The following is a 14,404-nucleotide window of genomic DNA, read 5'->3' as shown; positions in this document are numbered from 1 at the left end:
TTTTCCTTGGGGCTTGTTCAGGACACCGCGGATTGCAGGCGGAACATTGAGTGCAACTGCATGCCGGGCGTCGTCACGATCGAGTGCTATAGGCCTTGCTCGCTCAACCATAGGTTGACTGCTGCCAACTGCCACAGTTTCGAACCGCGCAGCGGTGTCAGCTGACCTTCCGGGTCGTTGAGCAGCTTCTCGATCATGGCCGGGTTGTATAGGCCGCGATCCTGGCTCGGGTCTGTCAGCAGTTCGCCAACCCAGTTCAGGGTATCGCCCTGCAGGTGCTTGAGTCCGGGCACCGGAAAATAGCCCTTTGGTCGATCGATCACTGCTGCGGGGATGACCTTGCGTGCGGCTTCCTTGAGGACGTACTTGCCGCCTTCGGGCAATTTGTATTTCGCCGGAATACGTGCCGACAGCTCCGCTACGTTGTGGTCGAGGAAGGGCACCCGCGCCTCCAGGCCCCAAGCCATGGTCATGTTGTCGACGCGTTTGACCGGATCGTCCACCAGCATCACAGTGCTATCGATGCGCAGCGCTTTGTCCACCGCCGCGTCGGCACCGGGCTGGGCGAAGTGCTGGCGTACGAAGTCGCCAGAGAAATCCCCTTTGGCCCATTGCGCCTGCACCGTGTCGGCATATTCCTCGTAGCTGCGGTCTCGGAAGGCGGCGAGGTAGGCCGCGACGGGGTCCGCGGCGCCATCGACCTGCGGATACCAGTGATACCCGGCGAACAGTTCGTCGGCGCCCTGGCCGCTCTGCACCACCTTGCAGTGTTTGGACACTTCGCGCGACAGCAGGTAGAAAGCGATGCAGTCGTGACTGACCATTGGCTCGCTCATGGCCTGGAAGGCGGCGGGCAGTTGTTCGAGGATTTCCTTTTCCTGGATGCGCAGCTGATGATGGCGGGTCTGGTAATGCTCGGCGATCAGATCGGAATACTTGAACTCGTCGCCACGCTCGCCGCCGGCATCTTCGAATCCGATGGAGAAGGTCAGCAGATTGTCCGCCGCACCGGCTTCACGCAACAGCCCGACCAGCAGGCTGGAATCGACACCTCCGGACAGCAGCACGCCGACGTCCACCGCCGCCCGCTGGCGCAGCGCCACGGATTCACGCAGTGCCGCTAGCGTACGGTCCTGCCAGTCCTCGAATGTGTAATTTTGCTCGTCCTCACGAGCGCCGAACTCCAACTGCCACCAGCGATGCTGGCTGCTTTTGCCGTTGGCATCGACGCGCATGAAAGTGCCTGGCGGCAGCTTTTCGATACCGGCGATCAGCGTGTCCGGTGCCGGCACCACCGCGTGAAAACTCATGTAGTGATTGAGCGCCACCGGGTTCAGCACGCCGGCAATGTCGCCGCCCTTGAGCAGGGCCGGGAGGGCAGAGGCGAAGCGAAGACGGTCGCCAGTCTTAGACAGATACAGCGGCTTGATGCCCAGACGGTCGCGGGCGATGAACAACTCCTGCCGATCGCGTTGCCAGATGGCGAAGGCGAACATGCCGTTGAGGCGCGGCAGCAAGGCTTCGCCCCAGGCATGAAAGCCCTTGAGCAGTACCTCGGTATCGCCGCCGGAGAAGAAGCTGTAACCCAGCGCTTCGAGCTCGGCGCGTAGTTCGGGATAGTTATAGATGGCGCCATTGAAGACCATTGAAAGGCCCAGCGCGGAATCGATCATCGGCTGGCCCGAGGCCTCGCAGAGATCCATGATTTTCAGCCGTCTATGCCCCATCGCCATCGGGCCGGCGCTATGAAAGCCGCTCGCGTCGGGGCCACGGGCGGTGAGGTGTTGAGTGATGCGTTCAATCGCCGCCAGGTCAGCGGGTCGATTATCGAAACGAAGTTCTCCAGCTATGCCACACATAAGATCCTTACCGGTTTTGCCGTTGGGGAGTGTGACTGACGCGCAGATTGCGAAGTTCAGGTTTTCAGACCAGCGTGCACCGTTCTAGGGCGTTGCTCGCTGTGCAATCCGCGCCGCGCGATTTGCGCACTGCGGGTCAGTCGAGCTTTACACCAAAACAGACCCGCGCGCTCAGGTCAAACCTAGTGTGCGACAGAAAAGGCGAGCAACGCTCCGGTAGGGTGGGCTTCAGCCCACCGAACAAGGCCTAGAGGCGGAACCCTTCGACGATATGCTCCGCCAGGGTTTCGCTCACCTGCGACTGGTTACGCTCGCTGCGTAGCAGCACGATGCTGCTCAGCGGCAGTTCCGGCATCCCTTCGGCCTCGCCTAGCTGGCGCATGTCGGGCGTGATCAAACTCTGCAACTGCGCGGTCACAGCCAGCCCGGCATTGACCACCGCCATCAGCGCCGACAGGCTCGGGCTGGTATAGGCGACTCGATAAGGGATATCAAGACCGTCCAGGGCATTGCATGCCCAGGCCCGGCAGAAACAGTCGGTATTGAACATCGCCAGCGGCATTGGCCGTTGTTCATGGGTGTTGAAACCCGGCGCTTCGGCCCAGACGAAGCGCTCGCGACGCAGCAACTGGCCAATCTCGGTACCCGGCTCGCGCGTGACGATGGACAGATCCAGATCGCGGCGCTGGAGCAGTTGGTAGGAGGGCTCGCAGTGGACTTCCACCTGCACCAGCGGATAAGCCTGGGCGAAGCGTGAAAGAATGCCGGGCAGAAAGCGCATCACGTAATCGTCGGGCGTGCCGATGCGCACCGAGCCGACCATATGCGGCTCGCGCAATGTGGTCAGCACTTCGCCGTGCAGTTTGAGAATCCGCCGCGCATAACCGAGCAGTATCTGGCCCTCTGCCGTGAGCCGAACCTGACGTCCGTCGCGCTCGAACACGGTCCGCTGCAGCACATCTTCTTCCAGGCGTTTCATCTGCATGCTGATGGCTGACTGCGTGCGATTGACGGCTTCCGCCGCACGGGTGAAGCCGCCGTGATCAGCGATGGCGACGAAGCTGCGCAGCAGCTCGGCATCGATACTGGGGTAGTTCGCCATTCATCAATCTCCGAGATGCAAGTCATCAGAAACATTCGTTGGATTGATCATAATCCTGGCCGGAAACTGATGCCATCCCACTCGGAGGTGTCAGATGAAAAGCCATGCTGAGTTTTTGAAAGCCTCATATTTGCCCAACGGCCGCAGCGCGTCATTTGCCTCGTTGCTTCTCGCCTACTGGCAGCGGCTGGGTCGCTGGCACGCGCTGTATCGGCAGCGCCGTCAGCTTGCCGCACTGAGCGACCACATGCTCAAGGATCTCGGCCTGAGCCGCGCTGATATCGAAACCGAAGCGAATCGTCCCTTCTGGGACGATCCCCTTCGTCGAGGATGACCCAGTGCTTCAGTCCGTGCGCCGGATCAGTTTGCGCAGCAGGAAGCGATTCGGATGACAGGCCTCGGCGATGGCGCGTGGCAAGGGCAGCGGCTCGCCATCGAGCCAGGCGGCCAGCAGTTCACCGGATAACGGCGTGGTGATCAAACCGCGCGAGCCGTGGGCGGTATTGACGTATAGGCCGTCCAGCCACGGGCACGCCGTGTCGGGCACCTGGCGGGCGTCCTTGCCCAGCACGGCATAGGCCTCGGCGAATCGCTCGGGATCGGCCAGCGGACCGATGATCGGTAAATAGTCGGGACTGGTGCAGCGATACGCGACGCGTCCGTGCAAGTCTTCGATTGCGCGGGTATCGGCCGCCAAGCGCTGATGCAAGTCGGCGGAAATATCCTTGAGCATGTCCAGATTGGCGCGGTGTTCCGCTTCGCTCGGGGCCGGGTCGACTTCGGCGAAGTTGAAGCTCGCGCCCAGGGTGTGCTGGCCGTCGCGTGGCGGGGCGACATAGCCCTGGGCGCAAAGCACGGTACGTAATGCCGCGCTTTGTTCGGTCGCCGGCAACCCGGTGATCTGGCCGCGAATGCGTTTGAGCGGCAGCCAGGCGCTCTGGCTGAAGCGTGCGGCATCGGCGGCGCCGGCCAGAATCGCCACCGGCGCTTCGGCCAACAGCTCATCGTTATCCCATGCCTGCCAGTAACCCTCAACGCGGCGCAGGTCGACAGCTTGTCGGTGCCGGATCAACTCGATAGCGGGATGGTCGAGCAGTGACTGGCACAGCGCGGGCGGGTGCGCCCAGCCAGCATCGGGGTAGAACAGGCCGCCATTGTCCAGCGCCACACCGGCCAGCTGCTCGGCCTCGGTGCGCTCCACGCCGCGCAACAGGCTGGGCGCAAAGGCCTCGCGGAGTGTGGCTTGGCGCGCGCGTTCCTTGTCATCGAAGCCGAGCTGCAACACGCCGCAATCGTCCCAGTCACGCTCTTTCTGCAGGCTACCCAACAGGCGGCGGGTATAGCCGAAACCGCTCACAACCAGTTGCGAGAGCGCGGTGCCGTGGGCAGACAACTTCAGGTAGAGCACGCCCTGGGGGTTGCCGGACGCTTCCTGAGCGATATCCCCGTGACGCTCCAACAACGTCACCTGCCAACCACGGGCGGCGAGGCTCGCCGCAGTCGCGCAACCGGCCAGCCCCGCGCCGATCACCAATGCCTTGCGCTGCGCCGGTTTGAACGCAGGACGGGCGTACCAGGGAGTCCCGGCCGGCTGCGGCGTGCCGAGGAAACGGCCATGCAAGCTTTCCCATTTTTTGCCGAAGCCGGGAATCCGCTCGACTTTGAATCCTGAGTCCTGCAATCCGCGCCGCACGGCACCGGAGCTGGTGAAGGTTGCCAGGGTCGTGCTAGGCGCGGACAAGCGCGCCAATTGAGCGAACAGCTCGGGTTGCCACATCTCGGGATTCTTAGCCGGGGCGAAACCATCGAGGAACCAGGCATCGATCTGCGCATCCAGGCCGCTCAGGCAATCGAGCGCATCGCCGACCAGCAAGGTCAGCACCACGCGCCCGAAACGAAATTGCTGAAAGCCTGGGTTGATCGCCACGTACTGACCCAGCAGCAGCCGGGCCTGGGTCTTCAGCTCGGGCCAGAGAGACAGTGCACGCTGCATATCGTCATGGGTCAGCGGATGCTTTTCGACGCTGACGAAATGCAGCTGTGCTGTCGACGGCGCGGTGCGCTCGAACAATGCCCAGGCGCACAGAAAATTCAGCCCGGTCCCGAAACCCGTTTCGCCGATGACGAATCGCTCCGCATCATCTAGCGCGGCAAATCGCTCAGCGAGTGCGTTGGGTCGTATGAAGACGTGAGCAGTCTCCTCCATCCCTGAAGCGCGCGAAAAATAGACATCACCATACTGCCGTGATCGCGGCTGGCCATTCTCGTCCCAGTCGAGTTCGGCATGCTGGAAACCGGTGGTGGGCTGAGAGGACATAGGCGATTCCTGGCGCGAAAGGAGGCGATTCTAGCAGCGCTGCGAAACCTGCCGCGGGCGCGGTTTGTCGCATCGATATGGCTTTCCTTGTGCGACATCCGACGCGGTCCACTGCCCGCTGGAACTGTCGCGCTGTCACCTGCCCTGGAGAACACGATGTTCGAATCCGCGGAAATCGGCCACACCATCGATAAGGCAACCTATGACGCCGAGGTACCCGCCTTGCGCCAGGCCTTGCTGGACGCGCAGTACCGGTTGCGCGAGCAGGCGCGGTTTCCGCTGCTGATTCTGATCAATGGCATCGAGGGCGCCGGCAAGGGCGAGACGATCAAGCTGCTCAGTGAATGGATGGACCCTCGGCTGATTCGCGTCGACAGCTTCGACGTGCCCACCGACGAGGAGCTTTCCCACCCGCCGGCCTGGCGCTACTGGCGACGTCTGCCGCCGAAAGGCCAGACCGGCATCTTCTTCGGCAATTGGTACAGCAAGATGCTCGAGGATTGCGTCCACGGCCGTACCAAAAAGGCCGATCTGGAATTGGCCATCGATCGTGCGCAGCGTTTGGAGCGGATGCTCTGCATGGAAGGCATGCTGGTGTTCAAGTTCTGGTTCCATCTGTCCAAGAAGCAGATGATGAAGCGGCTGGATTCGCTGAAGGACGATCCGTTGCACAGTTGGCGAATCAGCCCGCTGGACTGGCAGCAGTCCAAGACCTACGACCGCTTCGTCAAATACGGGGAACTGATCCTGCGCCGCAGCAGCCGGGACTTCGCACCCTGGTATGTGATCGAGGGCAGCGACGAGCGCTATCGCAGCCTGACGGCTGGGCGTTTGCTGCTCGAAGGGCTCAACGCCGCGCTGGACGCTGCCGAACAGCCGCCCGTGCAGCCGCACGCCGCACCGGTCGAGCTACACACCGACCGCATGAGCTTGCTGTCCAGCCTCGATCTTACCCGGATGCTCGATAAGGACGAGTACAAACAACAGTTGGTTCAGGAACAGGCGCGACTGTCCCAGCTGCTGCGCGACCATCGCCTACGCAAGCGTGGCGTGCTGGCGCTGTTCGAAGGCCACGATGCGGCAGGCAAGGGCAGCGCCATTCGCCGTATCACCGGTGCGCTGGATCCACGCCTGTATCGCACGGTTCAGGTTGCGGCGCCCAGCGAGGACGAGCGTGCTCAACCCTGGCTGTGGCGTTTCTGGCGCAACGTGCCAGCGCGCGGCCAGTTCACGATTTTCGACCGCTCCTGGTATGGCCGCGTGTTGGTCGAGCGAGTCGAGGGATTCTGCCGCCCGGATGAGTGGCTGCGTGCCTACACCGAGATCAACGATTTCGAGGAGCAGCTGGTGGACGCCGGCGTGGTGGTGGTCAAGTTCTGGCTGTCCATCGACCAGGAAACGCAGCTGGAGCGCTTCAAAGATCGCGAAAACACCGCGCACAAGCGCTTCAAGATCACCGAGGAAGACTGGCGCAACCGCGAAAAGTGGGAAGACTACGGGCACGCGGTGGCGGACATGGTCGATCGCACCAGCACCGAGATCGCCCCGTGGACGCTGGTGGAAGCCAACGACAAGCGCTTCGCCCGGGTCAAGGTGCTGCGTACCCTCAACGATGCGCTGGCGGCTGCCATCGGCGAAAAATGACGGAACGATGGTCGACCATATCCCTGCTGAATGGTCGTCGCCATCGGTGAACGCCTGCAACTATGCTCGGCTGATCGTCAACAGGTGGGTCGCGGTGGTCATGACTCGCCACACCATTCGAGGTATGCCATGCGTGAAGTAGTGATCGTCGACAGCGTACGGACCGGCCTGGCCAAGTCCTTTCGCGGCAAGTTCAACATGACCCGCCCCGATGACATGGCGGCCCATTGCGTCAACGCGCTGCTGTCGCGCAACGGTCTGGACCCCAAGCTGGTCGAGGACTGCATCGTCGGTGCCGGCTCCAATGAAGGAGCGCAGGGCTACAACATCGGCCGTAACGTAGCGGTGCTGTCGAACCTGGGTATCCAGTGCGCCGGTATGACGCTCAATCGTTTCTGCTCGTCCGGCCTGCAGTCGATCGCTATCGCCGCCAACCAGATTGCCTCCGGTTGCAGCGACATCATCGTCGCCGGCGGGGTTGAGTCCATCACCATGACGGCGAAGAGCAAAAACACCGACAACCTGTATAACTCGATTCTGCAAGAGCGGGTGCCTGGCCTCTATCACAGCATGGGCCAGACTGCCGAGCTGGTCGCGCGCCGCTACAACGTGACCCGTGAGCAGCAGGATATCTATTCGCTGCAGAGCCAGCAGCGCACCGCACGTGCCCAGGCCGAAGGTCTATTCCAAGACGAAATCGTGCCGATGAACGTCCGCTATTTCACCGAGGACAAGGCCACCGGCGAGCGCACCGAGCACGAAGGTGTGGTCGATCGTGACGACTGCAACCGCCCCGACACCACGCTGGAAAGCCTGTCGGGCCTCAAGCCGGTGTTCGCTGAAGACGGTTCGGTCACCGCCGGCAACGCTTCGCAACTGTCCGATGGCGCCTCGATGACGCTGGTGATGAGCCTGGACAAGGCCCTCGAACTGGGTCTCAAACCGCGCGCCTTCTTCCGTGGCTTCACCGTGGCTGGCTGCGAGCCGGAAGAAATGGGCATCGGCCCGGTCTTTTCGGTGCCGCGTTTGCTCAAGGCCAAAGGGCTAAAAGTCAACGACATCGACCTGTGGGAGTTGAACGAGGCTTTCGCGTCGCAGTGCCTGTACTGCCGCGACACGCTGGAGATCGACAACGAGAAATTCAATGTCAACGGCGGCTCTATTTCCATCGGCCACCCGTTCGGCATGACCGGATCGCGTACCGCTGGTCATCTGATCCGTGAGCTGCAGCGTCGCAACCTGCGCTACGGGGTGGTGACCATGTGTGTTGGCGGCGGGATGGGAGCGTCAGGGCTGTTCGAGGCGGTGCGTTGAACGCAGCGGCACGTTTCAAGGGAACCCGCGGCTGCGTATTTGGTGGGCTGAAGCCCACCCTACAAGTGAAGCCCACCCGAAACTAAACCCGTAGGGCGGGCCGGGTGGGCGTTCCGCTTCAGCCCACCGCTACCGCACATCGACTCAATCGTAGGGTGGGCTTCAGCCCACCGTCCCACTCAGTTGCGGCTGGATTCCAACATGGTTTCCGGCCGCACCCACTGATCGAACTCCTCATCGGTGAGATAACCGAGCTCCAGCGCCGCTTCTCGTAACGTGCAGTTTTCGGCATAGGCCTTCTTGGCGATCTCCGCAGCCTTGTCATAACCGATATGCGGATTCAGCGCGGTCACCAGCATCAACCCACGCTCCAGATGCTCGGCCATGCGTGCGGTGTCCGGCTCCATGCCGACGATGCAATGCGTGTTGAAGTTGCGACAACCGTCGGCCAACAGCCGGATCGACTCAAGCAGGTTGTGCACGATCACCGGTTTGAACACGTTGAGCTGCAGATGCCCTTGGCTCGCGGCGAAGCCGACTGTCACGTCGTTGCCCATCACCTGACAGGCCAGCATCGACAGCGCCTCGCACTGGGTTGGGTTGACCTTGCCCGGCATGATCGAGCTGCCCGGCTCGTTGGCCGGCAGACGCACCTCGGCGAAGCCGCCACGCGGGCCCGAGCCCAACAGACGCAGGTCGTTGGCGATTTTCATCAGCGCCGTGGCGAGGGTTTTCAGCGCGCCGGATAGCGCGACCAGCGGCTCATGCCCGGATAGCGCGGCGAACTTGTTCGGGGCGGAAACGAAGGGCAGGCCGGACAGCGCGGCCAGCTCGGCGGCAATTGCCTCGGCAAAACCGTGTGGTGCGTTGAGTCCTGTACCGACCGCCGTGCCGCCCTGCGCCAGCTCGAATACTGCGGGTAGCGTGTGACGAATTGACTGCTCGGCGATGTCCAGCTGGGCGACAAAGGCCGACAGTTCCTGGCCGAAGGTCACCGGTGTGGCGTCCATCATGTGCGTGCGCCCGGTCTTGACCAGTTGGCTGTGTCGCGCAGCCTGTTCGGCAATCCCGCCGGACAGCTCGGCGATAGCCGGCAACAAGTCATGGTGAACTGCACGGGCGACGGCGATGTGCATGGCGGTCGGGAAGCAGTCGTTGGAACTCTGCGCGCGGTTGACGTGATCGTTGGGGTGGACCGGGCTCTTACCACCACGGGCACCACCGGCCAGCTCGTTGGCGCGGCCGGCGATCACTTCGTTTACGTTCATGTTGCTCTGGGTGCCGCTGCCGGTCTGCCAGACGACCAAGGGAAACTGGTCGTCGTGCTGGCCGCGCAGAATTTCATCGGCGGCCTGCTCGATCAGGCGCGCGATATCCGGTGGTAGGTCGCCGATACGGTCGTTGACCCGGGCGGCAGCCTTCTTGATTAACGCCAGTGCGTGGCATACGGCAAGCGGCATGCGTTGTTCGCCGATGGCGAAGTTGCTCAGCGAGCGCTGGGTCTGCGCTCCCCAGTACGCCTGTTCCGGGACTTCCACTGGGCCCAGGCTGTCGGTTTCGGTGCGGGTCATGCCGTGCTCCATCAATGAGGTCTTCCTGTTAGGTCGCCCGCCGAGGACACAGGTTCAATCGGCTGGCTCGCTGTTTCTTGAGCGATTGGAACTCCGCGCGCAGAATGAGTCCATTGAGGCTCATCTATCGTTCGCCAAGGAACATCCAATGCACTCTTTTCGTACCTCTGGGCTTCGGGCCCTCGGCCTGTGCAGCGCCCTATCGCTGGCGCTGCTGAGCGGCCAGGCCAACGCCGACAGCGCCAGCCATGCGGCCAAGGCCGAGCGTTTCCTTGAACTGGTCAACGCTGATCGCATTGCGGTGCCGGTCTACGCCCAGGTGCAGCAGATGTTCGCCGAGCGCTTCGCCCAGACCCAGGCTCCCGAGAGCAAACGGGCACTGCTGGAAAGCTATCAATCCAAGGCGGATGCTGCGCTTGAAAAGGCCATTGGCTGGAAAGAGGTCAAGCCCGAACTGGTGGCGTTGTACACCGAGGCCTTCAGCGAAGCCGAACTCACACAGTTGAACGAATTCTACGAATCCGAGTTGGGCAAGAAGATGCTCACCCAGCTACCGCAGCTCAACGCGCGCTCGGCTCAAGTGACCCAGGCCAAGCTGGAAAGCGCTGTGCCGCAGGTAAATAAATTGCTGGCGGAAATGACCGCCGAACTCGACACCCAGAAGAACCCTTGAGGGAGTGCATCAGGCATGACCAAACTATTTACCATCGAAAACGCATTGCAATCGGCCCTGCAGCCTCAGTATCTGCAGGTGCTGGATGAAAGCCACATGCACAGCCGCGGGCAGGAAACCCACTACAAGGCCGTGATCGTCAGCGAGCAGTTCGCCGGGCTGAATGCGGTCAAGCGCCATCAGAAGGCATACGCCGCGATGGGCGAACTGATGCAGCAGATACACGCGCTCGCGTTGCACACCTATACCCCTGAAGAATGGGCAGAGCAGGGCGCGGCGCCGGCCTCGCCTGTTTGCGCCGGTGGCCATAAGTAGCCATCTGCCTGCCGCTTGAAGCCCATTGCTCGTTTATTGATAGAATGCGCGCCGCGCCGGCTCACGCCGGCGTTGTCGTTTTCGTGTTCCCGGTCCGCCCTTTACGAGGGTGACCACTGGAGGAAGTAACCGCATGACCCAGAACATCGTCGTCGCGGCGCTGTACAAGTTCGTCTCCCTGCCGGACTACGTCGCGTTGCGTGAGCCCCTGCTCGAAACACTCAACGCCAACGGCATCAAGGGCACGCTGCTGCTCGCCGAAGAAGGCATCAACGGCACGGTTTCCGGCAGCCGCGAAGGCATCGACGCGCTACTCGCCTGGTTTGGCACCGATGCTCGCCTGGCCGATATCGATCACAAGGAATCTTATTGCGAGGAGCAGCCGTTCTATCGCACCAAGGTCAAGCTGAAGAAAGAGATCGTCACCCTCGGCGTACCAGGCGTCGATCCTAACCAGCGTGTTGGCACCTATGTCGAGCCGAAGGATTGGAACGCGCTGATCGATGATCCCGAAGTGCTGCTGATCGACACCCGCAACGACTACGAGGTGGCCATCGGCACCTTCGAAGGTGCGATCGATCCGCAGACCAAATCCTTCCGCGAATTCCCCGACTACATCAAGGCGCATTACGACCCGGCCAAGCACAAGAAGGTCGCGATGTTCTGCACTGGCGGCATCCGCTGCGAAAAGGCGTCGAGCTACATGCTGGGCGAGGGCTTCGAGGAGGTTTATCACCTCAAGGGCGGCATCCTCAAATACCTCGAAGAAGTGCCGCAGGACGAGACGCGCTGGCGCGGCGACTGCTTCGTCTTCGACAATCGCGTGACCGTGCGCCATGACCTCAGCGAGGGCGACTTCGACCAGTGCCATGCCTGCCGGACGCCAATCTCGCTGGAGGACCGGCAATCGGAGCACTACGCTCCAGGTATCAGTTGCCCGCATTGCTGGAATACGCTGAGCGAGAAGACTCGCCACAGTGCCCGCGAGCGGCAGAAGCAGATCGAATTGGCGCTCAAGCGCAACCAGCCGCACCCGATCGGTCACAACTACCGTAAACAAGGTGCGTAGTCGAAACGGTCTGAACAGATGATGGTGCGCAGTTCGCGCTTCCCGGAGCCCAGATGAGCACCCGACTGATCTACGTAATGGACCCGATGTGTTCCTGGTGCTGGGGTTTCGCGCCGGTGGTGCAGGCACTCGTTGAGCAGGCGCAGGCACGCGGCGTAGGCGCCGAGCTGATCGTCGGCGGCCTGCGCCGGGAGCGCACGGCGATGGACCAGCCGGCTCGCGAGCGCACGGCGTCCTACTGGCACGCGGTCCACGAGGCAAGCGGCCAGCCGTTCAACTTCGAGGCGGGTTTGCCTGACGGGCTGGTCTACGACACCGAGCCGGCCTGTCGCGCACTGGTTGCGGCGCGTGGCTTTGAGGCGCAGTCCGGCTGGAAACTCGCCGGGCTTATCCAGAGAGCGTTCTACGTCGAAGGACGAAACGTCACTTTGCCACCGGTACTCGTCGAACTGGCCGAAGCGGCTGGCATTTCGCGAAGCGAGTTCGCCGACCGCTTCGATTCCCAGGCCGTTCGCGATGCCACTGCCGCCGACTTCGATTGGGCACGCAATCTGGGCATTGCCGGCTTTCCCACCTTGCTTGCCGAGCACGACGGCCAGCTCGCTCTGCTGACCAACGGCTATCAGCCCCTCGACGCGCTTTCGCCTCTGTTGAATCGCTGGCTGGAACACAATGTCCGTGCCTGATCAGCTCAGTTGGGCGGAGATCCGTCGCCTCGCGCTGCGTCATCGCAAGGCGCTGGTCCTCGCCAATCTGGTGGCCGTGCTGGCGACCTTGTGTAGCGTGCCGATCCCCTTGTTGCTGCCCCTGCTGGTCGACGAGGTGCTGTTGGGGCAGGGCGATACCGCTTTGCAGATCATGGATCGCGTGCTGCCCACAGACTGGGAGACGGCGATCGGCTATATCGGCCTGATGCTCTGCGCAACGCTGCTGCTGCGCGCCTTCGCACTGATCTTCAACGTGTTGCAGGCGCGGCTGTTTGCGCGGCTGTCCAAGGATCTGGTCTATCGCATCCGCATCCGTCTCATCGAGCGGCTCAAGCGTATTGCCCTGAGCGAGTACGAAAGCCTCGGCGGCGGCACGGTTGCAGCGCACCTGGTCACCGATCTGGAAACCATCGACAAATTCATCGGCGAGACCCTCAGCCGTCTCCTGGTGGCACTGCTTTCAATCGCCGGCACGGCGGCGATTCTGGTCTGGATGCACTGGCAGCTGGCACTGCTGATCCTGTTGTTCAACCCGCTGGTGATCTACGCCACGGTGCAACTGGGCAAGCGCGTCAAGCACCTGAAAAAACTGGAGAACGACAGCACTTCGCTGTTTACCCAGGCGCTGACCGAAACCCTTGATGCGATCCAGGAAGTGCGAGCCGGCAACCGTCAGGGATTTTTCCTTGGCCGTCTGGGCCTGCGGGCTCGCGAGGTACGTGACTATGCGGTGGCCTCGCAGTGGCGAACCGACGCCTCCAACCGTGCCAGCGGGCTGTTGTTCCAGTTCGGCATCGATATCTTCCGCGCCGCAGCGATGCTTACGGTGCTGTTTTCCGACCTGTCGATCGGGCAGATGCTCGCGGTGTTCAGCTACCTGTGGTTCATGATCGGGCCGGTGGAGCAACTGCTGAATCTGCAGTACGCCTTCTATGCCGCCGGTGGCGCGCTCAGCCGGATCAACCAGCTACTGGCGCGTGCTGATGAGCCTCAATATGCCGGCGGGCAGGACCCGTTCGCGGGACGGGAGACGGTGGATATCGAAGTCCGCGGGCTGTGCTTCTCCTATCAGGACGAGCCGGTGCTGGAGGGCCTGGATCTGTCCATCGCGGCGGGTGAAAAGGTTGCGATCGTTGGCGCCAGCGGTGGGGGCAAGAGCACGCTGGTCCAGCTGCTGCTGGGCCTGTATCAGCCGCAGGCAGGGCAGATTCGCTTCGCTGGGATCGATGTGCAGGACATTGGCCTGGGCACGGTTCGCGACAACGTTGCCGTGGTGCTGCAGCATCCCGCGCTGTTCAACGACACCGTGCGCGCCAATCTGCTGATGGGCCGCGAGCGCGATGATCAGGCCTGCTGGCAGGCGCTGGAGATCGCGCAGCTGGCCGAGACCATTCGCCAGCTACCGGCGGGGCTCGACAGTGTCGTCGGCCGGTCCGGGGTACGCCTGTCGGGTGGCCAGCGGCAGCGGCTAGCGGTGGCGCGAATGGTCTTGGCCGAACCCAAGGTGGTGATTCTCGACGAGGCGACCTCCGCCCTCGACGCCGCTACCGAGTATGCGCTGCATCAAGGGCTGAGCCGTTTCCTTCAGGGCCGCACGACGCTGATCATTGCCCACCGGCTTTCGGCTGTTAAGCAGGCCGATCGGGTCCTGGTATTCGATGGCGGGCGTATCGCCGAACAGGGCGACCATCAGCAGCTGATCGCCGACGGAGGGCTCTACGCCAAGCTTTACGGGCATTTGCAGCAGCATTGAGTCGCGCTTTCCGTTTCGCTGTGTGTTTTGTTCGATTCTTTGGAATGATCGCTGGCAAATAGCCATTGCAAGTTGTTTAA

The 14,404-nt window shown here is 62.3% G+C and carries 12 protein-coding genes; 8 read left to right on the top strand and 4 right to left on the bottom strand.

What is annotated here, in order from left to right:
- Positions 1-86: 86 nt before the first annotated feature.
- Both NA645_RS19465 and NA645_RS19460 read right to left on the bottom strand, forming a co-directional pair.
- Positions 87-1,859, bottom strand: a complete 1,773-nt coding sequence (locus NA645_RS19465) for an N-acetylglutaminylglutamine amidotransferase (RefSeq protein ID WP_256050319.1) — start codon at positions 1,857-1,859, stop codon at positions 87-89.
- 247 nt (positions 1,860-2,106) lie between these two features.
- Positions 2,107-2,961, bottom strand: a complete 855-nt coding sequence (locus tag NA645_RS19460; RefSeq protein WP_256050318.1) for a LysR substrate-binding domain-containing protein — start codon at positions 2,959-2,961, stop codon at positions 2,107-2,109.
- Between the two features lie 94 nt (positions 2,962-3,055).
- Here NA645_RS19460 and NA645_RS19455 point away from each other — a divergent pair, with 94 nt between their 5' ends.
- Positions 3,056-3,295: a DUF1127 domain-containing protein gene (locus tag NA645_RS19455; protein ID WP_256050317.1), complete on the top strand. Its 240-nt coding sequence runs from the start codon at positions 3,056-3,058 to the stop codon at positions 3,293-3,295.
- Positions 3,296-3,304: 9 nt separating this feature from the next.
- Here the strand turns inward: NA645_RS19455 and mnmC are convergent, their stop codons facing one another.
- Complete coding sequence (mnmC, locus tag NA645_RS19450; RefSeq protein WP_256050316.1) at positions 3,305-5,278, bottom strand: bifunctional tRNA (5-methylaminomethyl-2-thiouridine)(34)-methyltransferase MnmD/FAD-dependent 5-carboxymethylaminomethyl-2-thiouridine(34) oxidoreductase MnmC; 1,974 nt, start codon at positions 5,276-5,278, stop codon at positions 3,305-3,307.
- Positions 5,279-5,434: 156 nt separating this feature from the next.
- On the opposite strand from mnmC, the gene pap reads away from it, so the two are divergent.
- Both pap and NA645_RS19440 read left to right on the top strand, forming a co-directional pair.
- Positions 5,435-6,922, top strand: coding sequence for a polyphosphate:AMP phosphotransferase (gene pap / locus NA645_RS19445; protein WP_256050315.1), 1,488 nt, complete (start codon positions 5,435-5,437; stop codon positions 6,920-6,922).
- Between the two features lie 129 nt (positions 6,923-7,051).
- Complete coding sequence (locus NA645_RS19440) at positions 7,052-8,236, top strand: thiolase family protein (protein ID WP_256050314.1); 1,185 nt, start codon at positions 7,052-7,054, stop codon at positions 8,234-8,236.
- A gap of 179 nt (positions 8,237-8,415) precedes the next feature.
- Here the strand turns inward: NA645_RS19440 and NA645_RS19435 are convergent, their stop codons facing one another.
- The gene (locus tag NA645_RS19435; protein ID WP_256050313.1) at positions 8,416-9,807 is read right to left on the bottom strand and encodes a class II fumarate hydratase; all 1,392 of its coding nucleotides are present in this window, start codon (positions 9,805-9,807) and stop codon (positions 8,416-8,418) included.
- Between the two features lie 148 nt (positions 9,808-9,955).
- On the opposite strand from NA645_RS19435, the gene NA645_RS19430 reads away from it, so the two are divergent.
- The 5 genes from NA645_RS19430 (at position 9,956) to NA645_RS19410 (ending at position 14,324) form a co-directional block, all read left to right on the top strand.
- Entirely contained in the window at positions 9,956-10,480 is a 525-nt protein-coding gene (locus tag NA645_RS19430; protein WP_256050312.1) for a DUF2059 domain-containing protein, read from the top strand.
- A 15-nt stretch (positions 10,481-10,495) separates the two neighbouring features.
- Complete coding sequence (locus tag NA645_RS19425; protein ID WP_256050311.1) at positions 10,496-10,795, top strand: BolA family protein; 300 nt, start codon at positions 10,496-10,498, stop codon at positions 10,793-10,795.
- 133 nt (positions 10,796-10,928) lie between these two features.
- A complete protein-coding gene (locus NA645_RS19420; RefSeq protein WP_256050310.1) occupies positions 10,929-11,864 on the top strand; it encodes a rhodanese-related sulfurtransferase in 936 nt (311 codons plus the stop codon).
- A 53-nt stretch (positions 11,865-11,917) separates the two neighbouring features.
- Positions 11,918-12,550, top strand: coding sequence for a DsbA family protein (locus tag NA645_RS19415; protein WP_256050309.1), 633 nt, complete (start codon positions 11,918-11,920; stop codon positions 12,548-12,550).
- Entirely contained in the window at positions 12,543-14,324 is a 1,782-nt protein-coding gene (locus NA645_RS19410) for an ABC transporter ATP-binding protein (RefSeq protein ID WP_336605282.1), read from the top strand. The genes NA645_RS19415 and NA645_RS19410 overlap by 8 nt, the downstream gene beginning before the upstream one ends.
- The last annotated feature ends 80 nt before the right edge of the window (positions 14,325-14,404 follow it).

Source organism: Stutzerimonas stutzeri (assembly GCF_024448955.1).
GTDB lineage: Bacteria > Pseudomonadota > Gammaproteobacteria > Pseudomonadales > Pseudomonadaceae > Stutzerimonas > Stutzerimonas stutzeri_AQ.
This window is presented reverse-complemented; position numbering and strand designations above follow the sequence as displayed.